Raw genomic sequence first — 24,760 nt, forward strand, 5'->3', positions numbered from 1 at the left:
CTGTATTATTACAGTTTGTGCATAACTGGGATTATGAGAAAAGCGCTACTCAACCATCTTGCATGGTCGTGTAGCCTACACAAAAAGGGGTTGGAAGATTTGGGTATTTTAAAGGGATTAAAAATTCTCGATTTTTCTGCATTACTACCAGGACCAATGGCGACAATGATTTTTGCTGATTTAGGAGCCGATGTCATACATGTTGAATCTTCAAAAAGGGTTGATTTAACAAGAATCATGCCTCCTTACGATGATGATCATGAAGCATACATCCATCAGCATTTAAATCGCTCTAAAAAATCGCTCACGCTCAATTTGAAATCATCGGAAGCTATTGAAATTGTGAAATCTCTTGTACAAGAATATGACGTAATTATTGAAGGTTTCCGACCAGGGGTGATGCAACGACTTGGGATCGGCTACGAAGCGCTTAAAGAAATAAATCCACGGGTAATTTATTGTGCGATTACAGGCTATGGACAAACAGGACCATATAGCAATCGACCTGGACATGATAATAATTACCTTTCATTAGCAGGTGTCCTTGATTATTCACGCCATAAAGATAAAAAGCCTGTCTCTATGGGAATACAGCTAGCTGATATTGCAGGTGGAACGATGCATGCTGCAATTGGGGTATTGGCCGCTGCCCTTCATCGTGAGAAAACAGGTGTGGGTCAATTCATTGATATTAGCATGACAGATGCTGTATTTTCACTAAATGCTATGTATGGTTCTGCCTTTATTGGAGGTGGACGTGTACCACAGCCAGAACAGGAAATTTTAAACGGTGGCAGTTACTATGATTTTTATAAAACCAAGGATGGTCGCTTCTTCTCAGTCGGTAGTCTAGAGCCTCAATTTCGGAAATTGCTTTGTGAAGCACTCGATATTCCTGAATTGATTGATAATACTTTCAATGATTCCTACTACACACAAATTCGCTTTAAAGAGGCTGTTCATGATGCATTTTTATCGAAAACGTATGAGGAGTGGCTAGAAGTATTTAATGAAGATTTTGAAGGTTGTGTGGAGCCTGTTCTCACATTCCCGGAAGCCTGCGAGCATCCGCAGCTAAAGGCAAGAGAAATGATTGTTTCCATTCCTAAAGGGGATGGCACATTACAACAACAAATTGCTTCTCCTCTTAAATTTGATGGCTCTGAACCAGAATATAAGCATGTTGGTGCTAAGCTAGGTGAGCATAATGAGGAAATTCTAAGTTCATTAGGCTATGGTACTGAACAAATCAAGGCTTTGAAAGATAAAGGCGTTTTGGAATAAAAAAAGTGTCTAATACCGTCGATAAAGGACGTATTAGACACTTTTTTTATACATAGGCACTAATAAATACGCGTAGATTTTCAAAATGATCATCAATTAATAAATATTTTTTATAGATTTCCATTAATTTCTCAAAAAGCTCAAACTGCTCCGTTACAAATAAAACCCTTAAAATATTTAACATATGCCAGGATGCACTCTGTGCCACGATATAGTAAGGTACTTCCGGTTGACGATAATTCTGTCGCCACTCTTCTACCGACAAACCAATATGCTGTAATGAGTTGTTAACCTGTAGCGCAATATCCTGTTGAACGTATGCCTCAATTGCAATTAGTTGTTCACTGCTATAATTCTTTTGTACTAAAGAGGTATTTATCTTTTTGTTAGACGCTAGTACATGCTCCTTTAAAAGTAGTAAGCCATCCTCATAGCGTGTCGCTTTTACATAATGATCAAGTAAAATCGCATATAAGTTTTCTAAATAATTTAATTGATAATTTTTTATAATTGCTGGTGGTGTAGGTTTACGATTTGGCAAAAGGTCTTTATATTCCAATAGAATTTCAATAGCGTAATTATTTAAGCGCTCATCCTCTAATAAATATTCACCATAATATATAACTTTTTCACTTTGCTGTTCTCTATTTGCTATATGAAATAAAATATAGGCAATTAACACTTTTTCCTTCTCGGTTAAAGCATACATGGAGTAGCGCCATTCCGCTTCAAATGAAGTAATAAAGTCTTTGACGCGTTTATAATCACCCTCCGATAAGCAATAATGTGTAACAATTTGGTAAAGTCGTAGCTGTTTCTTAGCCAAACAGCTAGATTTATTTTTATCCACATGAGTTATACACTTATCCAGTATCAATTTATAGTTATTCACAAAGTTATCCACATGTTCACAGCTCATTTTCATAGAATGCTCGAAATGTCCCATTATTTCATAAAGAAATGTGAATTGTTCTAAAGGTCTGTGGATAAAAAGTGAATAAACTTTTTTTGTGAACAGCCAATGCCAAAATGGTGTATGTTCCTTATACATCATATGCACTAAATACTCATCTTGAAATTTATATAACATAATTGTCTGTAGCTCATTCACTGGCATTTCCATCTGCATTCTTTTCCCAAAAACCAACCAAATTAACCGTTCCAAATCTATTGTATGTTGAGCAAAAAGCTGTTCAAAAAAAGTTTCTTTTCCTTTTTGTGTGTAAAAAAAGGCATTGAGCCGATCATTCACAAATTTTGCATCTAACCCGTACTTGTCAAAATACATTTGCATGTCTGTTGATGCACGGCCCCAGTATTTACGTGCTGTGGAAAAGGCAATATTCATAGCCATTTCTTCGTTTACTAAAAATAGTTTAGGTGAGAGCGAAGTACCAAGTATTTTTGGATCTTCTTGCAGATCTACCTCTGCCTCTAGCCATGTTGCAAGTAAATTTTCAGCACCCTCTACATTACTTTGTTTATATGTCATGAATAATTGCTCATCACAGTCCAACAGCATACAATTGGAGCCTCCCATCAAGTTCGACCAACAAAGATCTTCCCCTATCTTTAAAATACATGTTTTTAACACTCTTTCTTCAATATAACAAATCTTAACTAACATATGCTAAAAAAATAGTGGTATGCCACATGCAAATAAATAAATCCATCTATGAAGTGAGTACTTCATAGATGGAATCTTAATCACCAGAATTGTGGATATTTTCGTGTTTCTCTTAAATTATTAATTAACAAACCAAAGAAAACAATAATGACTGCTCCAATTAATACAGGCAGGATTAAGTAACTCCAGCTATAGCCTCCTAGAATAATAATGATAGGATTGGCACCTGCAGGAGGATGGATAATGCCTAAGAGGGCCATGAAAAATATGGTTAAACCAACGCCAAGGCTGATGGACAATATATTCGAACCTAATGTTGAATACAGCGTTAGCCCAATACATGCAGAAACCAAATGTCCACCGATAATATTTCGAGGCTGAGACAATGGCGCATTCCAAACGACAAATACTAGAACGCAGCTCCCCCCAAGAGATGCCATTAACCAAGGGGCATCTGTATAATTTGTTAACAAAAGCAATACAAAAATACAGATTAGGCCTCCTACCGCTCCTGTAAAGGCATCAGCAAAATTTGTTCGAGAAGGTGCATGTCCGCCTCCCTTCATCTTTAAAAGAAAGGGCTTTACGATATTCTTTTTTTCAATTTTATTTCCTATTCGCACTAATTCTGACATTCAGCACCGACTTTACTATTTCTCTATTTTAATACTTACACCTTGGTGGACATTAAACTTTTATCATTATATCAACCCATCATAAGATTTCAATTCTAACTTCAAATTTCCGACAAATACTCACTTTTTCTACTCACAACTCATACAAAAAAAGCAAACCCTTGAAAGTTTGCCTTCATACAAATTGATTCTTTAATCGTATTGTTTTTTCACCGTTTTAAAAATTCGAACCTTTTTCAGTATCGTTTTAGGTACTTGGAAAGTTGCTGTGACCACTCCTGGATGACGACCAATTTCTATAGAGCCTGTGATGGTTGCTCTATTCAATACTTCTGATTCAGGTAATTCAAATAGCTTGGATGCACGGCGAATAGCATTATCAGTTGCCTCATTTAACGTTTTGCCAGTACCAACTATTGATACGGGTAAAGCCTCTTCTATCTGTTTTACACCGAATTCCTCTGCTAGCTCGCGTGCACGACGTTTTTCTTCCTTTGTAAATGGCTTTGCTGTATATGGTAAATCTTCCTCATTTGGTAGTAACACAGGGCCTTCCAATGCTACTTTCTTCAAGACATGAACTTGAAGCTGTACAATCCCTGCTACATCAGTTGTATGTCCTGCAATTTCACCATCTCCCTGCATAGCATGCATATCTCCAATGTATATGCCGCCACCAGGAACTTTTACAGGGCAAATAATCGTTGCACCTTCACGAACTCTGCTAATATCCATATGTCCATCGGTACGATGTAAATCCAATTCATCCTGTGTGAAGGCATACTCATGTGGTGCCCCAATTAAGAATGAACCGAAATCACCTGCATTATGAGAATCGGGCATTGCCTTTGAAGGGGTTGTACCAAGCTGACCTAAAAATGGACGCATTCTAGCCATGACACCTACTATGTCACTTGGTGCCAATGCTACAACAGGATTTTGAATAGAGTTTTCGGGCGTTCTCATGTAATTTTTGGCATCAAGAGCAATACGACGGGCACCCTCTCGTCCAACCGTTACACCTATATGTCCTTTATGATCAAACGCCATTGTGTAGCCATTAGTCATGTTGAATGGTGCCGTATCTGTATCACATGTCGAACAGCGAATTGCTTGAGGTCCTATACCTTTAACAACAGTGCTTGGATGGAGCTTGCCACAACCTGGACATTTTACGGAAACAAACGGATCACCAATAAAGCGATCTGTGATGGGCTCATCGTGACCAGAGGAAGTGGCCATTGAAGTAACCTGAATAGACTTAATTTTTATGACAATCGCGTCACCCACCTCAGCCCCCTCCACAAAAACGGGCTTCGTTACTTCATGTCCACCACGTATAGTTGGTGTTAGCATGGGTCCCCAGCATCCAGGTGTAGTATTGGCAATGATTGTTCCACCATCTTTAACTGGTCCAAGCATTTCTTGTGAAGGATCTAAAATACCATCTATGAACTCATTTACGAACAATGTCTCAGCGGCTTGCGGTTGCTGTATAAAGTCACTTTCTAGTCCCTCTTTGTCAAGCACATGCAATTCGTTTGTCATTTTTCGTCACGCTCCTAGTTTGTCTTTTTATGTATGAAGTTATATGTAAAAAAACGCTCTCCACATTTGCAGAGAGCTATTTTTTTCTTCTTTCAGTAGCAGGCAAAACTACTTTGAACCGTTAATTATTCATATATAAATCAAAAATATGTGAGAAATCTTCTTTTTTGTACTGATCTTTATGATCAATCATCCAAGTATTTGCAAAGCGGGTAATTGCCTCAAATGATGCGGACGGAGAAATATTATCATTGCCAATTCGTCCAAGTGATGAAGAAGCAATATGTAAGCTTTTTTCTGCTACTTCTAACTTATAGGCATTGTTCTTTTGTTCGTAGCTAATCGCATGTAGCGCTTTATATAAATCTTTAATGTCATCAATAAAGCGTTTATGAATGTCGATGGAAAGTGGAGAATTACCGATTGTAAACTTAATTTCGACATCAAGGTCAATTGTTCCTGCTGTTTCGAGAAAAACATCTGTAATGGCGAACATAGAATAATCATAGCGACGTAGTAATCGTTTCTTACTCATAGCGCTTTCGCCATCTACATGGAGAATAGCACGATTTGTAAAGCAGTATTCATCTGCCTTTGTTTTAATTAAAAAGTAAATTTTTTCATCTATTTCATGTAGTATAAAATCATCAGCATCAGTTTTATCATAGTCTTCTCTTTGAACGACTACTCCAATATCCGATAATCCTAATGCATCGGCAGCTATTTTTTTAAACATTGCCATTCCTCCTCATTTGTCTATACTCTTTTTACGTTTAGTAGCTGTAAAGGTTTCACTTCTCCATCTTCAATTTTAAATGTAAGTATACAAGGGCTTTTATTAGTAATACTTCATTTCCTCTTTCCAGTACATTTCATTTATAATGATTTTCATAACATATAAGGATTCTTTCGATAAGAAAGTATTCATCATAAGAAAGGGTGTGTGAATAATGCAAGAGCCAACCATATTAGTAGTGGATGATGAGGCAGATTTAGCTAATCTTCTAAAGGTAAGCCTACAAAAAGAAGGCTATAAACAAATTTATACAGCCGGCTCCATTCACGATGCTTGGACAAGCTTTCAGCAAACAAGTCCAGATATTGTGCTTCTAGATGTCATGCTTCCTGATGGAGAAGGCTATGATTTATGTAGACGCATTCGCGAAATATCGCATGTACCTGTGCTTTTTATGTCTGCTAAAAATGAAGAAATTGATAAAATTTTAGGGCTTGCCATCGGAGGCGACGATTATATTACAAAACCATTTAGTCCTAAGGAAGTTGCCTATCGTGTGAAGGCACAGTTACGTAGAGTTGGTTATCAAACACACGAAACAACTTCAGGCATGGCAGAAAAAACAATACAAGTTGGACCCTTCCAGCTAAACGCTGACGAAACAGAAGTCCACAAGGATGGGATTTTATTGGAGTTAACAGCTAAGGAAATTGGTTTAATGGCATGTTTTATGCACAATCCTCATCGCATTTTAAGTAAAGAAACCCTTTTTGAGCGTGTTTGGGGAGAAGATTTTTTCGGTTCTGATAATACTGTCATGGTGCATATTCGACGTTTGCGAGAAAAAATTGAGCAGGATGCCTCTAAACCTATTTTTATCACCACTGTAAAAGGTCTTGGGTATAAGTTTATCATACCAAAAGAGGCGCAAGAATGAAGTGGAAATTGACTGCTCGCTTTCTCTTTTCTGTTCTATCCATTGTGATCATCGTTATTTTCGTCAATACGGCCATTCTCATTGGTCTCCTGTCGTATAAACTTAATAATGATTCTGATAGAGCGACTGAATCGAAAGAAGAGGACTTCGTACGGAATTTTCAGCAGTACATTGAAATAGAAAATGGCGAAACCTCCATAAGTGCAGAAGGACTAGAACAGTTGCATATGCGAAATGCTTGGATTCAATTACTTGATGTGAATGGTCAAGTCATTGATTCTCATTTTGCCCCAGAGGAAGCACCTTCCCATTACGCACCCGTTGATTTGATACAAGTGTACAAATATAAAGAATTTGATGCTGATACGACGGTTTATGTAGGAGTCAAGGATGAGATTAGTTATCTAGTTGGTGTAAAAGGGAGTGAAGTTGAGAGATTAGTCATGCATATTTCTGGCACCTCTTTTTTACAGTTTGTTGGTAAATTCGGGTTATTCATTGTTATTGCTGATTTAATAGTCGCTGCATTGGTCGGCTGGCTATTTGGTCGTACGCTAACGACGCCTCTCTATGCCTTGATCGAACGCATTCGTCATTTAAAAAATCATGAGCATCAGCCAGTTAAAACGCCTGGTGGTGTATATAAAACTGTTTTTGAAAATTTAAATGAAGTATCCAGGGAACTCGCTGCACATGAGCAGGAACGCAAGCGTCTTGAACTGATGCGCGAGGAATGGATTAGCAATGTCTCTCATGATATGAAAACACCGCTTGCCTCTATTCGGGGATATGCAGAGCTTTTAGATGACGAGACACTCACCTCTCAAGAAAAGGCCGAGTATGCACAAATTATCGAGAAACAGTCATTGCATATGCAAAATCTGCTTGATGACTTAAATTTAACGATGCGCTTAAGACATCAGCAGCTCCCGCTCACTTTAAAAGAAGTGAACATGGTGCCATTTATTCGGGAAATTGTAATTGATACATTAAATACACCACAGTTTGAACTTGCCAATATAGACTTTGAAGCAATCTCAGAGAACCATCACCAGCTCATTGACGAACATTTTATGCACAGAGCGATCATAAACTTTTTACACAACGCCCTGCTTCATAATACACCTGATGTATCTGTCCATGTGTCTGTCGATAAAGATTCCATTACGATAGAAGATAATGGAAAGGGTATCTCCTCAGAGGATTTAGAGCATATTTTTGAGCGCTATTACCGCGGCACCAATACCGACAATACGGCTGGTACTGGCTTAGGGACCGCCATTGCTAGAGATATTATTGAGGCCCATGGAGGCTTTGTTACTATAACCTCTGAAAAAGGAAAGGGTACAATCGTTTCCATTAATTTAAAAAAGGAGCAGCACTAGTTTGACTAGTGAATGCTCCTTTTAGCTATTTCATTTGATCTTGCGCTTTATTAGGTACCTCGTGGAATTTCACCTCATCATAGGAAGTGACTTCCGTCTCTTTTTTAACATAAAGCTTTAAATAAGCATCATGGCGTAAATTTTTATGAGCTGAGAACTTTAATGTCTTTTCTTTGCCATTTTTATTGTAGGCAGGAAGCTCATACCAATACATTTTAAAAATTTCACCGTTACTTGCCTTATACTCCTCTACCTCACCATCAGCCGTGATATGGACATAGTAAGTGTCTTTATTTAAACGGTTAAAGTCTACAGTCATCAATACAACTAACCCTGCTACAAATAAGATAAGCAATGCACCTATTCCAAAAAATACTTTTTTCATATTAATTCCCCTGTCTTACAATTTTGTAGAACGAACGTACAGTAAAAATATAATAGATGAAGTAAATAGCTGAATATGCAATCATCCATAATATTACTGGCTTCGTAATATTCATACCAAATAACTGTGAAAATGCTAGTAACGCAAATGCACTATGCACAATACCTACGATAAGTGGTGCACTAAAGATAACAGCTACTTGTCCTGCTACAGTCTTTAAGATTTGCTTACTGTTGACACCAATTTTATTTAAAATCGCATATTTCGCCTGATCTTCCTCAGCTTCCGTTAAAATTTTGAAATAAATTATACTACCGGTTGCCGCTAGAAAAACTAGTCCAAGGAAGCTACCCACAAACAGTAATGCTCCTACAGTTGCTATACTATCCTCATAGCTTTGAGGAACACTAGAGAAGGATTCTTGTTGTTCTGTCGACAATTGCTTGATAATGTCTTGTGAAACGACCTGTTGTTTCAAATCATTGTCTAATCCAATAGCCTGCATCTTTATCTCTTCTGCATTAGTCGCAGCAAACTCTTGATCATTCACGACAAGTACCGTTCCCGCAGGAATAAAGTTTAGAACGCTCTCTGTGTACATTTTTTCTACATGGAAAGAATCACCATTCTTTAACTTAAAGTTTTCCCCAGTAAAATCATGCGAAAATCTTTCATCATATGCGGCATCCAGCAACACCGTCGATCCATCAGCAATATGCAAGTTTTGATCCTTACCTTGTAATTTTGCTAAACGATTATAATCAGATTCCTTAAGTAATGTATATTCGAAAAATGAAAATTCATTATCGACACGTAAGTTTTTCACAGACAGTGATTCATTATAGATAACGTCTTTCTGTGAAAAATCAACGGGATCGCCTTTCCACATAAATGTATTTGGCAGCATCTGACGTACAGTTGCTTCTGCATTATAATACATACCGAAAACGCCACCGCCTGCTGTAATTGTCGTGGCACTTAAAATGGCAATAATCGACAATGATTTAGCATTTGCGCGAATACGATACAATAACTGAGAAACCCCAATTAAATTTAAACCTTTCCAAGACCAAGATGTGGCTCTTTTTAAAGCTGTTAACACAAAAACACTTACACTATGGAATAAAAGATATGTCCCCACGATCGTTACGCCAATGACCATTAGTGGCGTACCTAAAACCGTGAAGAATCGCCAAATTTCACTCGTAAACATATCAGACGCAGCTGTATAATATCCAAATGCGATGAGTGCAGTTCCTAAAACCGCAGCTACTAAAGAGGCACGGGGAATTTGTTCACCCTGTTTTTCTGCATGAAATAAGTCAATCAATTTGAATTGATAAATAACACGATAGCCTTGTAACGACGTGAATAAAAACAATACTGTAAAAATGACTGTTGTATTCACCAGTGCCTCTATCGAAAATGTCAGGTTTCCAACAATTTCATACCCCATGAGTCGGACTAATATCATTAACAATCCTTGTGACATAAAGAATCCTAAAACGATCCCCAATACTAGAGAGACTAACCCAATGACTAGATTCTCAAAGAAGAGCAAGAGGCCGATCTTTTGCTTTCGCACGCCTAATAGTGAATAGAGTGCTACTTCCTTTTTTCGTTTCTTCATAAAAAATGAATTCGAATATGCCATAAAGATGACAATGAAGAACAATAAGACTACAGACGATGCACTCATCAACCCTTTAATTTGCTGAGAGGATTGTTTTAAGGCTGAAAGATCATCATTATATTTCAATGTCACAAATGTAAAATAAATGACGATACTAAATACCATCGAGGCAATATATAAAAAATAGTTGGACAAATTACGCTGAATATTTTTACGCGCTAAACTAAATAACGTCATTTACTCCACCCCCGATGCTTGACAGCACCTGTAAGATCTCTTGGAAAAATTGTTTCCTTGTTAGAGTCCCACGATGAATTTCCTTGGATAACTGCCCATCCTGAATAAATAGTATTCGCTGACAGAAACTCGCTGCAAAAGCATCATGGGTAACCATCATAATGGTAGCTGCCTGAGATTGATTTAAGTCACTTAAGCTTTCCAGCAAATCAGTTGCTGATTTTGAATCAAGTGCACCCGTAGGCTCATCAGCAAAGATTAATTTTGGCTCTGTTACTAACGCGCGTGACGAAGCTGTACGTTGTTTTTGTCCACCCGATATTTGATAAGGATATTTATCTAGTAAATCACTAATGCCGAACAATGAAGCAATACGGTCGACTCTAGCGCTAATAGCCTTTGTTGGCATCTTTGCAATAGCCAGTGGCAAAACTATATTTTCTCGTACTGTCAAAGAATCAAGTAAGTTATAGTCTTGGAATATAAATCCTAAGTTATCACGACGAAAATCCGCTAATTCAGCATCTTTCATACGTGCTAAGTTCGTATCACCGATAATTATTTCACCAGTCGTTGGTGTATCGATTGTAGCTAACACATTGAGAAGCGTAGATTTCCCAGCCCCTGAAGGACCCATTACGCCCACAAATTCACCTTTTTTTACTTCAAATGATATATTAGATAACGCTGTAAAAGTATTAGCGCCCTTGCCGTATGTTTTCTCAACGTTTTGTACCTTTAATAATGGCGTCATATACGCTCCTCCTCTTCTTTCTGACTTTAGTATACGCCCTCAAACTTACAGCAAAATTGTCGTAAGCTTACAGCAACCTTAAATCATCTATTCTCAATCAATGAACGTGTTTTTACTGCTTTAATTAATAAAAAAAGATTCATACACAGTCTGTGCATGAATCCTTCTAACTATTATGCTAAAACTTTTTTAATATCATCTTCAAAACTACTTGGTTTATCTGCCGATGCGTAGCGTCCAACAACCTCGCCATCTCGATTCACTAAGAATTTGGTGAAATTCCATTTAATGCTGTTGCCTAAAAACCCTTTAGAATGAGAAGTGAGATAATCAAAAATCGGATGCGCTTCCTTACCATTCACCTTAACGATTTTATGCATCGGGAAGGTTACCCCATATTCCAGCCGACATTGTGAAGCAGCTTCTTCAGCAGTGGCCAGCTCTTGCTTGAATTGATTGGACGGGAAACCTAGTACAACAAGACCTTCATCCTGATATTTTTCAAAGAGACCTTCTAATTCTTCGAATTGTGGTGTAAAGCCACATTTTGAAGCAGTATTGACAATTAACATTGGCTTCCCTTTATATCGCTCTAGGCTATAGTCAGTACCATCTTCTAAAGTCACGTTAATATCATAAATACTCATTGCTCTATACCTCCTATTTATAAACGTCCATTCATTCTCGCTACCTGCTGTAAAGGATCCCACACACCGTTAAATGGTGGTGCATAAGCTAAATCTAAGTCTAGCAAATCAGGTAATGTCATTTTACTATACAATGCCGTTGCAAACACATCAATACGCTTATCAACACCAGCTGGCCCAACAATTTGTGCACCCAATAGCAACTGATCTCGTTTACGTACAACTACCTTAATATACATACGTTGTGCACCTGGATAATAGCCCGCAATATGGCGAGCTGATAATTTAAAGGCCTCGTAATCAAAGCCAAGCTCTTTTGCATGGCGTTCATTTATACCAGTTGTAGCAATTGTTAAGTTGAAAAATTTTAAAATAGATGTCCCGACAATCCCTCTAAACGGTGCAAACTTTCCAGACATATTAAGTCCTGCTAGCCTGCCCTGTTTATTGGCAGTTGTTCCCAAAGGAATATAATCTATACGCTCCTTCACAATGTTAAAATGAGTGGCACAATCTCCTGCCGCATAAACATTCTCTACGGAAGTTTCTAAATGACGATTGACGATAATTGCCCCATTTTTTGCAAAAGCTATACCAGTGCCTTCTAAAAACTTTGTATTTGGTCTAATACCTGATGCAACAATGACTAAATCTGTTTCTAAGATGCCATTATTTGTGATGACCCGTTCAACTCGTTTATTTCCTTCAAATGCTTCTACATCTGTATTTAATAAAAGCTCTACATTGTTCTTTTTTGCTTCTTCATGAACATGTTGAGCAAGTTCTTCATCTAAAATCTTTGCCACATGGCTTCCTCGTTGAACAAGTCTTACCTTTTTCCCACAGGTTTGTAATGTTTCAGCCATTTCTAATCCGATATAGCCCCCGCCGATAATAGTTACCTGTTCAATATCAGGTGTTAAATCAGCCATTAAATCTTCTAACTGAGGGATTGTTTTGACGGTGTGGATTCCTTCTAGATTGACTCCACTTCTGACAGGTACAACTGGGTCGGCCCCTGTTGCTATAAGCAGCTTATCATAGGAAATCTCGAATACTTCGCCACTTGCCTGTATACCTGAAACAACCTTATTCTCTATATCTACCTTTTCCACCTCATAGCCTACTCGTGCATCGATGCCATATTTACCCCGAAAAGTTTCAACATCTCTTGCAATCAAGCGTTTGGTTGATGAAATACGACCATCTACAACATACGGCAATCCACATTGTCCATATGAATAAATAAAACCACGTTCTAAAGTCGTTATTTCCGCTCCTGGTACATTACGATAGATCTCCATAGCTGCAGACATACCTGCAGCATCTCCCCCAATGATGACGTATTTCATTCCACTTGCCCCCTTATTTTTTCTTTGTTGCCATCAAATCAGCATATTGATCGATATACAAACGACGCTTTCCTCCGCTTACAATGACGCGTATAACATGAATAGCTATTATCATTGTAAGTGCAAAACCTCCTAATGAGGCTAGTAAAGAAATGACAATTTGCAGAACATAGAATGGTGAATCCATATCTAATTGAATGTTACCGACCGTTGTAATGGCCTCAGATAGCAATACTGTAGCAACAATTGCTATACAGCGTTTCCAGGATTGTCTTACAATACTTTTGCCTTTCTTATTGACCATTGTAAAGCGCATAATTTTCATACCCAACGTTGCACCATTCATTAAACTTGGTATGAAGCCAAAGATGGCCATATATAGTGCAATAATGACTAAGAATTCGAAAGTGCCACTATACCCAGTTAGAGTGCCAATAATGAACCAAATCACCTGAACTATAAATAAATCAATGACTAATGCCAGTAAAACAGATATTGGTTTTACAATATCACTTTTTTCCATTTCAGCAGCTTTAGCCTCGACTTCTTCATGAGAAGGAAATAGTGCCCACACGATAGGAGCTAAAAAGAAACCTAGTAATGCACCTACGCTGTTTAGCAATAAATCATCCACATCAAATATGCGATAGGCACAATTAAAAATGCCATAAATACCTGTTCTTTGTGTGATCTCATAAAACAATGTTAGCAAAAAGCTTAATAAAAATGCACGTTTCCAGTACCTTCTTTCTTGAAGAAAATATCGTAAGTACACACCAAATGGCATCAATAATAAGAAATTAAAAAACGCTTGATAAAATGCTTGCTGTTTCGTGATAACAAGCCATGTCGATGGACTGGTTAAGACAACACCACTACCCTTTAAAATATCCTCAATAAATTGAAATAGTCGTAAATTTGTATGGACTGTATCTGGCGATTGAAGTGAGCAAGTATCCCTTGTAGATGGGAACGGAAGTAATACTAAACAAAGTGCAGATAAAAAGTAAAAAATAAAGGAGAACATAATAATGGTTTTAGACATAGACAAATAACTATATTTTCGATACGTATAAATAAGCCATGGAATAAAAAGAACAAATGATAAAATAATCGTTATAAAAAATGCAATAAGAATGGATTGCGTGTAAGTTGACATAGATAAGCACCTCTCTATTTAAATTGCCCGAATTGATGAAACCTAAAACTCAGTTTAATTCCCTCACTCTACGAGAATATATCAATAAGCTTACATTATCCTTAAGTCCGTCCCTTCACCCCAGATTTTTGATTAGTGCGATGTTAATCACACCAACATAAATCCATTGTCCATAAAGCATTTTGGAAGATAAAGGCCTCTACTTCATCAAATAAAAAAACAGGTAAAGAATATACTCTCTACCTGTTTCGTTCTATGCCTTTGCTATTTCCTCTTTACAAAATACTAAAATTTCTTCTAGCTCATCATCCTCTAGAGCAAAATCTAAGTATTCACCCTCTGCCTTTTCCATTATGAAGTAGTTTAAAATATAGGGCTCCTCTGCCTTTTCACCAATGAGAACACGAATTTCAATACCTGCTTCGTGATATAGCTCATCTTCTTCATCAATTTCAATATCTAAAATAAATTCGTACCGCTTCCCTTCCATAATATTGGTTGGGTCTAAAATTTCTTCCATTGAGAATTGTGTAATTTCCATCATACTAGCTCCTTTATCTTTAGCTGTTCCTTTCTATATTAAATCAATTTCAGCATGGGTCAACTAGAAAAGCCATATACACCTGTAAGTAATTATGCCAAAATAAAATGGAATCAACCCTGCATAAACCGTATCTACATAAAAGGAGGCTTTTTCTTGAAAAATTTATTATATTATCAGGACGTTATGTTACGTGAGTTTGATGCTCATATTGTTAGTAAAGAAATCGACGAATTAGGTCGTCATTATGTTGTATTATCTAATACTGCATTTTATCCAACTGGCGGAGGACAACCCCATGATACTGGAACATTGAATGGAATTGACGTCATAGATGTAGAGAAAAACGGAGAAGAGATTCGTCATTACATGCAGGGTGATATATCGGAGTTGAAAGGCATTGTGCACGGCACATTAAATTGGTCTAGACGATTCGACCATATGCAGCAACATGCTGGTCAGCATATTTTAACAGCCGCATTTGTAGAACTTTTTGATGCTCAGACGGTTAGTTTTCATCTAGGAAGCGAGCACGTCACAATTGATATTGCTGTCGATACTTTGACGGAACAACAGCTTGCTGCAGCCGAAGCACGAGCTAATGAAGTCATTTTGGAAAATCGTCCAATTGAAACTACATGGATTACAGAAAATGAACTGGTCCATTATCATCTGCGTAAAGAGGTTGCAGTGGCCGGAGATATTCGACTTGTTATCATTCCTAACTATGATTACAACGGCTGTGGTGGCACTCATCCAACATCTACTGGGCAGGTCAATGCCATAAAAATTCTAGGTACTGAAAAAATGAAGGGCAATGTTCGCGTATCATTTGTTTGTGGACAACGTGTTTTGCATGAACTTGCTATGCGTAAAAAAGTATTAGGCGATGTAGCTCGCCAGCTAAGCGTTCCTGAAGTAGAAGCTGCTACAGCCCTCACTAAAATACTAAGCGCTCAGAAACATACAGAAAGAGCACTTGTTGCAGCCAAAGAGGAGCTATTAACCTACGAAGCAAAAGCACTCGTTTCAAATAGCGGAAATCTTGTGACGGCTGCTTTTCAACAACGAACTATGCAAGAACTACAAAAATTAGCTCGTACCATTGTTTCTGAACATGACGACATGATCACTTTGCTTGTTTCTGAAAGTGAAGGCAAGCTACAGTTCGTTGCAGCTAGAGGGAAAAATGTATCTAAAAGCATGAAGGCTATTGCTGAAAAGGCATTACCGCTCATTAATGGTAAGGGTGGTGGAAGCGATCAAATGGTACAAGGAGGCGGTGAATGTATTATTTCTAAAGAAGAACTTTTAGAAGCTATACAAAACATTTAAGCCCGCTAACCAAAGAGGAGCTGCCAAAATTGGACAGCTCCTCTTCTTTAATATTTAAATGTTTGAATGGCCTCATATAAACGTTTCGCCATTTCTGACAGTTTTTCAGTTTGATTATTCATCGTTGTAACTGTTTTTAACTGTTCTGTTGTGGCATCTGTTACCTCATGTACATAATCACTTGCAGCATGTGCAGTGGCAGCCATTTCTTCCATAGAAGCTGAAACTTCCTCAGTATTGGCAGACATTTGTTCAGCTGAAGCATTCATTTCTTCAACTTGGCCAGCTATTTCCCCAACAGCTCGAACTATTTCCTCAAAGCGTTCGCCCACTGCCTCAATGGATGCTAATCCGCGTTCCACGTTATCTTCACCTGATTCTGCTGCCTTCACGACTTCTAAGGTGTACGATTGAACTCGTTCAATTAACACATTAATTTTAGTAGCAGACTCGGCTGTTTGCTCTGATAGCTTGCGAACCTCTTCTGCCACAACTGCAAAGCCCTTACCTGCATCTCCAGCTCGTGCAGCTTCAATAGATGCATTAAGTGCTAATAAATTTGTTTGTTCAGAAATAGCTGTAATCATATTAGAAATTAAGTTTATTTCCTCAGACTCCTTTTCTAATTTATGAATAATCATCAGCTCAGCAGTAGTCCCTTCCTGAATTTCATTCATCCGACAAATTGATTGTTGGACAGCATGATTACTTTCACTAATTTTCTGGGAAATAAAATCTGTATTTGAAGCAATGGTTGAGGCTACTTCAGCTACATTTTGTATCCCTAAAGCCATTTGCTCCATAGCAGATGCACTTTCCTCTGCCATCACGGTTTGGCTTTGTGCTCCTCTATCTACTTCATTTATGGCACCTGCTATTTGTTCAGAATGTTTTGTTACAGCCATGACATCTCCCATTAAGTCACAAGAAGCTTCATTCACAGTAGTAGCTTCATGGCTCACCTTTGCTATCATTTCCCGCATATTATCAGTCATGCGATCCAATGCACGCGACATTGTCCCCATCTCATCAATGCGTTTTAAATATTTTTCAGGAATCTCTTGTGTAAAGTCACCCTCTGATAAGCCTTCACTAATGCGAAGAACATGACGAAGCGGTCTACTAACAGATCGTGAAATAGCAAACGAAATGATTAGCCCTAATAATGAGACAATAATAGTTGTGACAATAAAGTTCGTCTTGAGCTTAGAAAGCCCTGAAAACATCTCATTTTCTAAAGCTACAACTCCCATTTTCCAACCATTATCAAGCGTATGGTAGCCCATCAAGTTAGTACCTGCATCCTCTGTTTCAAAAGAAAAATAACCACTTTTATTTGCAATCATCTCTTTAGCAGCCAATGCTCTACCAGTCATTACACCTGTTTCTTCCGCTTCCTTAATGGGGTTATTTTGCTCTTTCACATAGGAGTGATTATTATGTCCAATGATGGTTCCGTTAGCGTCTAACATAAATGCGTACCCACGGTTTCCAACTTTAATATCCTCGACAATATTGGATAAATAATAACCATCTATACGGGCTAGTAATAATGCTTTCTCACCTGACACAGTGTCGATTGGAGACACAATTAAAATAACAGGTTCACCAGTTACGCGGCTAATCGTAATTTCAGACATAACTGAATTACCCGTAAAGCCTTCCTTTACATAATCACGATCACCTAAATCAGCAGTTGTATCATCCAAATAATGGGCTACTCCATCAGCTTTAATAATACCAAAGCCAAGGTAGTTTTTATTATCCGCAAGACGTTTCGATAAATATTGTTTTTGCTTTTCAAAATCCATACTACGTACAGCCTCTTGCTCTGCTATTGCCTCAACCTCTACTAATGTTAATTGAAAATGTTCTTCTATGTATTGTGAAACATCCCCAGCTCTAGAAACCAAGTTTGTTTCCACTTGTTCATTCATTGCCTTAGTACTATTTATCCAAGTAGACAGTCCCAGCGTTCCACACGTCACAAATACAAGAGCAATAATTGCAACGACTAATTTACCGCCAATTCCTTTTATCCACATTTCCTTATTCTCACTTCTTCCATTTTTAGCTATAAAATTCAGTTATTTATGCATTACTTTCAGAGTAAAGTCAGCAAAAGAAGAAGTCAACAAAACTTTTCCAATAAGATTAATTAATGTATAATAATACCATTTTCCCTATTGTTATAGTGCTAACAATTTTCTACATTTTTCTAAGTTATCGGTATCTTTCGCTATTGATTGACAAAATTCATTGGCTTTAATGGATGAAATTAAAACTTTTTCCAACAGAAATTGATTATAATTCATATTTTTTGCTGATTATTAGAATTAGGATAGATTCAAAAATTTGAGGGGAGGATTACTATGAGTTCAGACAAGAACAATGTTTCACGTCGAGACTTTTTAAAGACAACTGGTATTGCTGCTGGTACATTAGTCGGTGGTGGATTAATTGGAGGACTAGTAGGCTACAACATCAATGGTAAAGGTACTTCTACTCTGGAGCATGGTGGACACGGTACTACGAATGAGGCTCTTGGTTCGCCGAAAGCAAAAATGTTTTTTAGAAATGAAAGAGATTTTAGTATTTTATCAAAGGCAACAGAACGTATTTTTCCAGAAGATGACTTAGGTCCAGGTGCTATAGGATTAGATGTCCCTTATTTTATCGATCACCAATTAGCAGGAAATTATGGTAGTAATTCTAAAGAATATATGCAAGGCCCCTTTGATGTAGGTACCCCTACTCAAGGCTATCAAAGCCGCCTAACACGAGCTGAGATTTTCAGACAAGGTATTCAAAAAATGGAAGATGAAGCTCAAAAGCGTTATAAAAAAAGCTTCAACGATTTGGATGGTAAACAGATTGACGAAATTTTAACAGCCTTTCAAAAGGGGGAAGTTGAAATGGTCGGTGTGCAATCAGCATTCTTCTTTACACTGCTACGAGCTGCTACATTAGAGGGCGCCTATTCGGACCCAATGTACGGAGGGAATCGTAATATGGAGGGCTGGCGCATGAAGAACTTCCCTGGCCACCAAATGGCTTATATATCACAAATTGAAGATTCGAAATTCCAAAAAATTGAGCCTAAATCTTTGGGCAACCACTAAGGGGGGTAAAACATGGCCAAAACATTACCAAGTGTAGACGTTGTAACAGTTGGTGTAGGCTGGACAGGTGGTATCGTTGCTGCTGAATGTGCGAAAGCCGGTTTAAAGGTAGTAGGTTTAGAGCGAGGACAAAAGCGTGGTACTGAAGATTATTTAAACGTTCATGATGAATACCGTTATGCCATTCGTTATGATTTAATGCAAAATCTGTCCAAAGAAACAGTTACTTTTCGAAATGATCGTAATATGAAGGCATTACCAATGCGCCAGTTAGGTTCCTTTCTACTTGGAGAGGGGCTGGGAGGGTCAGGAACACATTGGAATGGAATGACGTTCCGTTTTTTACCCTATGATTTCCAAATAAAAACGCTAACAGATAAACATTATGGTCCAAACAAGCTTGGGCCAGAATATCTCATTCAGGATTGGGGATTAACTTATGATCAACTTGAGCCTTATATGGACAAGTTTGAAAAAACAGCTGGCATTTCGGGAGATGATAAAAATACATTTAGTGGAAAACGTTCAAACCCTTATCCAACCGGACCTATGAAGAAAACTCCTATGCTTATGCAATTTGAAAAGGCGGCACAGGACTTAAAGCTAACACCTTACATGGTACCATCAGCAAACGTCTCTGAGGTTTATAAAAACCCTGATGGTGAAACGATTAACGCTTGCCAATATTGTGGTTTCTGCGAACGTTTCGGTTGTGAATATGGCGCAAAATCCTCAGCAGAAATTACAGTTGTTCCTACTGCATTAAAAACAGGTAATTTTGATTTACGTTACAATTCAAACGTTGTTGAAATTTTAAAACAGGGCAATAAAGTTACTGGTGTAAGATATATCGATACTGTATCAGGAGAAGAATTTATTCAGCCTGCCAACGCTGTCGTTTTAACTAGTTACGTCTTTAATAATGCCAAGCTTCTAATGGTCTCTGACATAGGTGAAAGATATGATCCAACTACTGGCAAAGGGACACTTGGGCGAAATTATTGTTATCAAATCTTACCTGGGGCTGTTGGTTTCTTTGACGAACAATACAATACATTTATGGGAGCAGGCTCTTTAGGTATGTGTGTAGACGATTATAATGGCGACAATTTCGACCATAGTGATTTAGATTTTATTCATGGTGGGAACATTGCTCTTACACAAACAGGGACACGACCAATTGGGTCAAATCCAACTCCTCCCGATACACCTACATGGGGACCAGAATTTAAAAAGCAATCTATTCATTACTATACACGTTCATTCGGGATTGGTGCGCAAGGCGCATCCATGCCACATAAGCAAAATTATTTAACATTAGATCCAACCTACAAGGATGCATACGGTCTTCCATTAATGCAACTAACGTACAACTTTACGGATCAGGATCGTGCACTTCATAAATTTATTTCTGCGCGTGCAGCAGACATTATGAAGCAAATGGGCGCAAAAACAATCGTGCCAAATGCTGAAATTACCGATTATAATATCGTTCCTTACCAAACAACGCATAACACTGGCGGGACTGTTATGAGTTTAACGCCAGAGCAAGGTGTCGTGAATAATTACTTACAGCACTGGGATGTTGATAATCTCTTCGCTGTAAGCGCTGGAAACTTTGCACATAATAGCGGCTACAATCCGACTGGAACATTGGGAGCACTAGCCTATCGTTGTGCAGAAGGTGTCATAAAATATAGTCAATCAGGTGGTTCCTTAGTTTAATTTTTTAATCTAATAATTTTATTTTAAGGAGGCAAGGCATATGGGTGGTCTTGGAGCAATTGGAGTACCTGGATTAGTCATTATTTTAGTTATTGTATTAATTGTTTTTGGGCCGAGAAAATTACCGGAAATCGGCGGTGCGGTAGGTAAAACTTTTGCAGAATTCAAAAAATCTACCAAAGGGCTGATGGAAGATGATGATGATTCTGTGAAAAAGGTCGAAAAAAAATCTGATGTTTCGTAGGAGGGTTTCCTATGGATCCTTATGAGGATGGAAAAAGAAAGTTTTTAAGCCCTCTTGATAAACCACAAGCTGAGCCTCCGTTACCTATGGAGGCTTTAGTTGAAATACAAGCAGTAAAAATGGAAGATCAACAAGTAGCAGAAGAGCCTATTATACCTGTTACCTCATTATTGGAACATCTTTCGGATTTACGTAAACAAATAATAAAAGGGCTAACTGTTTTTATTCTTTTTTTTATTGTTGTTTTTTCTACTATTAATATTTGGTTTCCCTTTGTAACTCGTGGTCATTCTCTTATTATTTTAGGACCACTTGAGGTCGTTAAATTTTATATGACCATTTCAACTACCTTATCATTTGGTCTTGCCATGCCTTTTCTTGTTCATTTTCTGTGGAGTTTTGTAAAACCAGGGCTAAAGGAAACGGAAAGTCGATTTTTAGGACTCTATGCACCCGTTATGCTGGCACTGTTCTTATTAGGAATCGCTTTTGGCTATTTTGTAGTAAACCCGCTAAGCTATTCGTTTTTAGTCGGCATAGGTGCTACCAATTTTGATGTCATGGTATCCGCTAGTGAATATATGCATTTTTTAATTATGACTACAGTACCGCTTGGGCTATTATTTGAATTACCGATCGTTGCCCTATTTTTATCAGCTATCGGGGTACTGAGTGCTGAATCCATGAGAAAAATACGGGGATGGTCCTATATCGTAATGGGTATATGCTCCGCTGTCATTACACCGCCCGACTTTATTAGCCAACTCCTCGTATTAATCCCAATGATTATTCTGTATGAAATAAGCATTTACCTTGTCAAACGTCTAGAACGAAAACAAATTGAAAGCACTGCGTAAATTTTAATTTTTACACAGTGCTTATTTTTTCTTTAAATCCATCACAACAATCTCTGGAAGATTAAAAATGCGGTATGGTACCGAGCTATTGCCTAAGCCACGACTAACCACCATTTTAGTGATTCCTTCATCGTAGACACCAGCCGTATATTTCGGAAACAGCCCTTGTCCTGGGGCAACAAGTCCTCCAAGTCCTGGAATACGAACTTGCCCTCCATGTGCATGCCCAGAAAATACTAAGTCTATGCCATCATTTACATACGTATTAAACACTTCAGGTCGATGCGCCAGTAACATCTTAAACATATCATCTGGTAAATAGGCTGTAGCCAACTCCAACATGTCTTCGGTTGATCTACCCATTAACGGATCTTCTATCCCAACAATCGCCAAGCGCTCCCCGTCGCGCTCTAAGACGGTCGATTCATTGGCCAGTATATGTACCCCTAACGATGATAGCGCCTCATAAATTTCACTTACCTTATTCGTCGCTACTTCATGGTTTCCTAGTACATAATAAACGTCCGTAATGTCTACTAGTCCCTTAACTGCCTGTAGACTTTGGTTTAAATCATAGCGATTGCTATCAATCACATCACCTGTGATAAAAATATAGTCAGGATTTGTCTCCTTAACTTTAGCAATCAGCTTTTCCTGATTATTACCAAAGAGGGCATCATGTAAATCCGATACTTGTACAATGCGTAGCCCATCAAAGCTGGCAGGCACCTTTTCTGATTCGAACACATGCTTACTAACGACTAGCCAGTGATTGTTTACGTACAAAAAAATGACTATAAAAACAACGAAAAAAACACCATATAATAATTTTTTCAATCGCAATCGCTCACTTTGCGGCTACTTTTTTTCAGAAAAAAATTCTGACTTCCCTATTATAAGCAAAAAACAAATTGATTGTAAGTATATGCACTTTAATTACATAGAATGCACAAAATCCAACCATACCCCGACACCCTTTAAAGGAAATCATGCGCGTTTTTTCTATTCGTAGCTAACTTACACATGATATAGTATGGGGATAATTTCATAATTATGTAATTACATCATAATAGGGGGATAACCTTATACTTTTGCGTTCTGAATAAAAAACGCAGTAAGTTCCCTTCTCGAAGAGAGCTTAATGCGTTTGTTTGTTTATTTATAAAACCTTTTCTAAGAAATCCTTTGCTCGCTGTGTTGAAGGAGCTGTGAAAAACTGCTCTGGTGGGGCATCCTCAATGAGCTTGCCACCATCTAAGAAAAGTATGCGATCAGCAACTTCACGTGCAAAGCCCATCTCATGTGTAACAATTAACATTGTCATGCCACTATCTGCTAGGTTTTTCATAACGGCCAATACTTCTTTAACCATTTCTGGATCAAGTGCTGAGGTTGGTTCATCAAATAATATGACCTTTGGATCCATGGCAAGCGCTCGGGCAATGGCAACACGTTGTTTTTGTCCACCAGATAAACGGTTGGGATACTCTTGGCGCTTTTCGAAGAGACCTACTTTCTTAAGTAACTCTTCTGCATTTTGTATCGCAACTACTTTATCCATTCCCTTTACATTAATTGGAGCGTACGTTAAATTTTCTAGTACTGTTTTATGTGGGAAAAGATGAAAATGCTGAAATACCATCCCTACTTCTTCCCGTATCTTCATAATATTTGTCCCTTTATCTGTGAGAACATCCCCAGCTATTGTTACCTTTCCACTCGTAGGGATTTCTAATAAGTTTAGACAACGAAGGAACGTTGATTTACCAGATCCCGAAGGTCCGATAATAGCAATAACTTCTTTTTCTTTAACTTCGGTTGAAATACCTTTTAGTACTTCATTCTGTCCATATGATTTGTGTAAATCTTCAATTTTAATCACTTTTTCTCATTCCTTTCTCGATTCGTTTACCAAGGAACGTTAAAACAAGTGTCATGAGGTAATAGATAATACCAGCAAATAGTAAAGGCTCAAGATATCGATATGTCGAACCACCTACTATATAAGCACGACGCATTATATCAAGGGCACTAATTACTGTGACAACTGCTGTTTCTTTATTTAGTGTAATAAATTCATTAACTAGAGAGGGCAAAATATTTTTTACTGCCTGCGGAATAATAATATCCTTCATCATCTTTGCATAAGGAATGCCAAGGGCTTGTGCTGCCTCCATTTGCCCTTTATCCACTGCATTAATACCTGCACGAATAATTTCCGAAATATAAGCACCTGAATTTAATCCAAATGCAATAATGGCCGTTGGAATAGGCTCGATTTGAATATCTAATAATTGTGGTACTGCATAATAAATAATTAATAATTGTAATACTAGTGGTGTACCACGGAAAATCGACGTATAAAAATCAGCAAACCAACGTAAAACTTTTACCTTTCCAATTTTACATAAGGCTAGTAATATACCGACGATAAACCCAATAATGGATGCACCAATTGCAATTTGGAGTGTAACACCTATCCCTTTTAAAATATAAGGAATAGAGGGAACGATTGCTGTAAAATCCAAGTTCACAGCGCTCCCTCCTTTCTTTTTCATCTTGATTCAGCATTTGTTTGAAATCATGCCGAAGCGTATTATATTGAACTGAAAAGCAT

At 37.8% G+C, this 24,760-nt stretch carries 23 protein-coding genes; 8 read left to right on the forward strand and 15 right to left on the reverse strand.

The window, feature by feature from the left end; translation table 11 throughout:
- Positions 1-99 precede the first annotated feature (99 nt).
- Positions 100-1,284 (forward strand): CaiB/BaiF CoA transferase family protein, encoded by a 1,185-nt coding sequence (locus tag ACOZBY_RS19590; protein WP_031418107.1) that lies wholly within the window; start codon positions 100-102, stop codon positions 1,282-1,284.
- Positions 1,285-1,330: 46 nt separating this feature from the next.
- Here ACOZBY_RS19590 and ACOZBY_RS19595 read toward each other — a convergent pair whose 3' ends face one another.
- From ACOZBY_RS19595 to ACOZBY_RS19610, 4 genes are all read right to left on the reverse strand, one after another.
- On the reverse strand, positions 1,331-2,776 hold the full coding sequence (locus ACOZBY_RS19595; protein WP_227256957.1) for a hypothetical protein: 1,446 nt from the start codon (positions 2,774-2,776) through the stop codon (positions 1,331-1,333).
- Between the two features lie 215 nt (positions 2,777-2,991).
- Complete coding sequence (locus ACOZBY_RS19600; protein ID WP_012292463.1) at positions 2,992-3,546, reverse strand: HPP family protein; 555 nt, start codon at positions 3,544-3,546, stop codon at positions 2,992-2,994.
- 192 nt (positions 3,547-3,738) lie between these two features.
- Complete coding sequence (locus tag ACOZBY_RS19605; protein ID WP_012292462.1) at positions 3,739-5,094, reverse strand: acetamidase/formamidase family protein; 1,356 nt, start codon at positions 5,092-5,094, stop codon at positions 3,739-3,741.
- Between the two features lie 121 nt (positions 5,095-5,215).
- Entirely contained in the window at positions 5,216-5,830 is a 615-nt protein-coding gene (locus ACOZBY_RS19610; RefSeq protein WP_031418105.1) for a PH domain-containing protein, read from the reverse strand.
- A 214-nt stretch (positions 5,831-6,044) separates the two neighbouring features.
- On the opposite strand from ACOZBY_RS19610, the gene ACOZBY_RS19615 reads away from it, so the two are divergent.
- Together ACOZBY_RS19615 and ACOZBY_RS19620 are read left to right on the forward strand one after the other, a co-directional pair.
- Positions 6,045-6,767: a response regulator transcription factor gene (locus ACOZBY_RS19615; RefSeq protein WP_422762617.1), complete on the forward strand. Its 723-nt coding sequence runs from the start codon at positions 6,045-6,047 to the stop codon at positions 6,765-6,767.
- Positions 6,764-8,152, forward strand: a complete 1,389-nt coding sequence (locus ACOZBY_RS19620; RefSeq protein ID WP_422762618.1) for a sensor histidine kinase — start codon at positions 6,764-6,766, stop codon at positions 8,150-8,152. The genes ACOZBY_RS19615 and ACOZBY_RS19620 overlap by 4 nt, the downstream gene beginning before the upstream one ends.
- A 25-nt stretch (positions 8,153-8,177) precedes the next feature.
- Here ACOZBY_RS19620 and ACOZBY_RS19625 read toward each other — a convergent pair whose 3' ends face one another.
- The 7 genes from ACOZBY_RS19625 to ACOZBY_RS19655 all read right to left on the reverse strand — a co-directional run bounded on the left by ACOZBY_RS19625 (position 8,178) and on the right by ACOZBY_RS19655 (position 14,860).
- On the reverse strand, positions 8,178-8,537 hold the full coding sequence (locus ACOZBY_RS19625; protein WP_012292458.1) for a YxeA family protein: 360 nt from the start codon (positions 8,535-8,537) through the stop codon (positions 8,178-8,180).
- A gap of 1 nt (position 8,538) precedes the next feature.
- Complete coding sequence (locus tag ACOZBY_RS19630) at positions 8,539-10,407, reverse strand: ABC transporter permease (RefSeq protein ID WP_012292457.1); 1,869 nt, start codon at positions 10,405-10,407, stop codon at positions 8,539-8,541.
- A complete protein-coding gene (locus ACOZBY_RS19635) occupies positions 10,394-11,161 on the reverse strand; it encodes an ABC transporter ATP-binding protein (protein WP_012292456.1) in 768 nt (255 codons plus the stop codon). The genes ACOZBY_RS19630 and ACOZBY_RS19635 overlap by 14 nt, the downstream gene beginning before the upstream one ends.
- Before the next feature lie 173 nt (positions 11,162-11,334).
- A complete protein-coding gene (locus ACOZBY_RS19640) occupies positions 11,335-11,808 on the reverse strand; it encodes a glutathione peroxidase (protein ID WP_036160600.1) in 474 nt (157 codons plus the stop codon).
- 17 nt (positions 11,809-11,825) lie between these two features.
- Complete coding sequence (locus ACOZBY_RS19645; RefSeq protein ID WP_012292454.1) at positions 11,826-13,160, reverse strand: FAD-dependent oxidoreductase; 1,335 nt, start codon at positions 13,158-13,160, stop codon at positions 11,826-11,828.
- Between the two features lie 13 nt (positions 13,161-13,173).
- On the reverse strand, positions 13,174-14,319 hold the full coding sequence (locus ACOZBY_RS19650; protein WP_031418095.1) for a VanZ family protein: 1,146 nt from the start codon (positions 14,317-14,319) through the stop codon (positions 13,174-13,176).
- 253 nt (positions 14,320-14,572) lie between these two features.
- Positions 14,573-14,860, reverse strand: a complete 288-nt coding sequence (locus ACOZBY_RS19655; RefSeq protein ID WP_031418093.1) for a DUF6509 family protein — start codon at positions 14,858-14,860, stop codon at positions 14,573-14,575.
- Positions 14,861-15,016: 156 nt separating this feature from the next.
- Between ACOZBY_RS19655 and ACOZBY_RS19660 the strand changes: the two genes are divergently transcribed.
- The gene (locus ACOZBY_RS19660) at positions 15,017-16,195 is read left to right on the forward strand and encodes a serine-tRNA(Ala) deacylase AlaX (protein ID WP_031418091.1); all 1,179 of its coding nucleotides are present in this window, start codon (positions 15,017-15,019) and stop codon (positions 16,193-16,195) included.
- 47 nt (positions 16,196-16,242) lie between these two features.
- Here ACOZBY_RS19660 and ACOZBY_RS19665 read toward each other — a convergent pair whose 3' ends face one another.
- Entirely contained in the window at positions 16,243-18,240 is a 1,998-nt protein-coding gene (locus ACOZBY_RS19665; RefSeq protein WP_422762619.1) for a methyl-accepting chemotaxis protein, read from the reverse strand.
- 327 nt (positions 18,241-18,567) lie between these two features.
- Here ACOZBY_RS19665 and ACOZBY_RS19670 point away from each other — a divergent pair, with 327 nt between their 5' ends.
- Genes ACOZBY_RS19670 through tatC form a run of 4 tightly spaced genes read left to right on the forward strand, consistent with a single transcriptional unit; the run spans position 18,568 to position 22,143 of the window.
- On the forward strand, positions 18,568-19,317 hold the full coding sequence (locus ACOZBY_RS19670; protein ID WP_031418087.1) for a gluconate 2-dehydrogenase subunit 3 family protein: 750 nt from the start codon (positions 18,568-18,570) through the stop codon (positions 19,315-19,317).
- Between the two features lie 12 nt (positions 19,318-19,329).
- Complete coding sequence (locus ACOZBY_RS19675; protein WP_031418085.1) at positions 19,330-21,042, forward strand: GMC family oxidoreductase; 1,713 nt, start codon at positions 19,330-19,332, stop codon at positions 21,040-21,042.
- 40 nt (positions 21,043-21,082) lie between these two features.
- Entirely contained in the window at positions 21,083-21,286 is a 204-nt protein-coding gene (gene tatA, locus ACOZBY_RS19680; RefSeq protein WP_012292447.1) for a twin-arginine translocase TatA/TatE family subunit, read from the forward strand.
- A gap of 11 nt (positions 21,287-21,297) precedes the next feature.
- Entirely contained in the window at positions 21,298-22,143 is an 846-nt protein-coding gene (gene tatC, locus ACOZBY_RS19685) for a twin-arginine translocase subunit TatC (protein ID WP_012292446.1), read from the forward strand.
- A 21-nt stretch (positions 22,144-22,164) separates the two neighbouring features.
- Here tatC and ACOZBY_RS19690 read toward each other — a convergent pair whose 3' ends face one another.
- From ACOZBY_RS19690 to ACOZBY_RS19700, 3 genes are all read right to left on the reverse strand, one after another.
- Positions 22,165-22,980: a metallophosphoesterase gene (locus ACOZBY_RS19690; protein ID WP_031418081.1), complete on the reverse strand. Its 816-nt coding sequence runs from the start codon at positions 22,978-22,980 to the stop codon at positions 22,165-22,167.
- A 322-nt stretch (positions 22,981-23,302) separates the two neighbouring features.
- Complete coding sequence (locus ACOZBY_RS19695; protein ID WP_012292444.1) at positions 23,303-24,025, reverse strand: amino acid ABC transporter ATP-binding protein; 723 nt, start codon at positions 24,023-24,025, stop codon at positions 23,303-23,305.
- Positions 24,018-24,677: an amino acid ABC transporter permease gene (locus ACOZBY_RS19700; protein ID WP_031418079.1), complete on the reverse strand. Its 660-nt coding sequence runs from the start codon at positions 24,675-24,677 to the stop codon at positions 24,018-24,020. The genes ACOZBY_RS19695 and ACOZBY_RS19700 overlap by 8 nt, the downstream gene beginning before the upstream one ends.
- Positions 24,678-24,760 lie beyond the last annotated feature (83 nt).

It is taken from the genome of Lysinibacillus sp. NPDC056220 (assembly GCF_049315265.1).
GTDB classification, from domain to species: domain Bacteria; phylum Bacillota; class Bacilli; order Bacillales_A; family Planococcaceae; genus Lysinibacillus; species Lysinibacillus pinottii.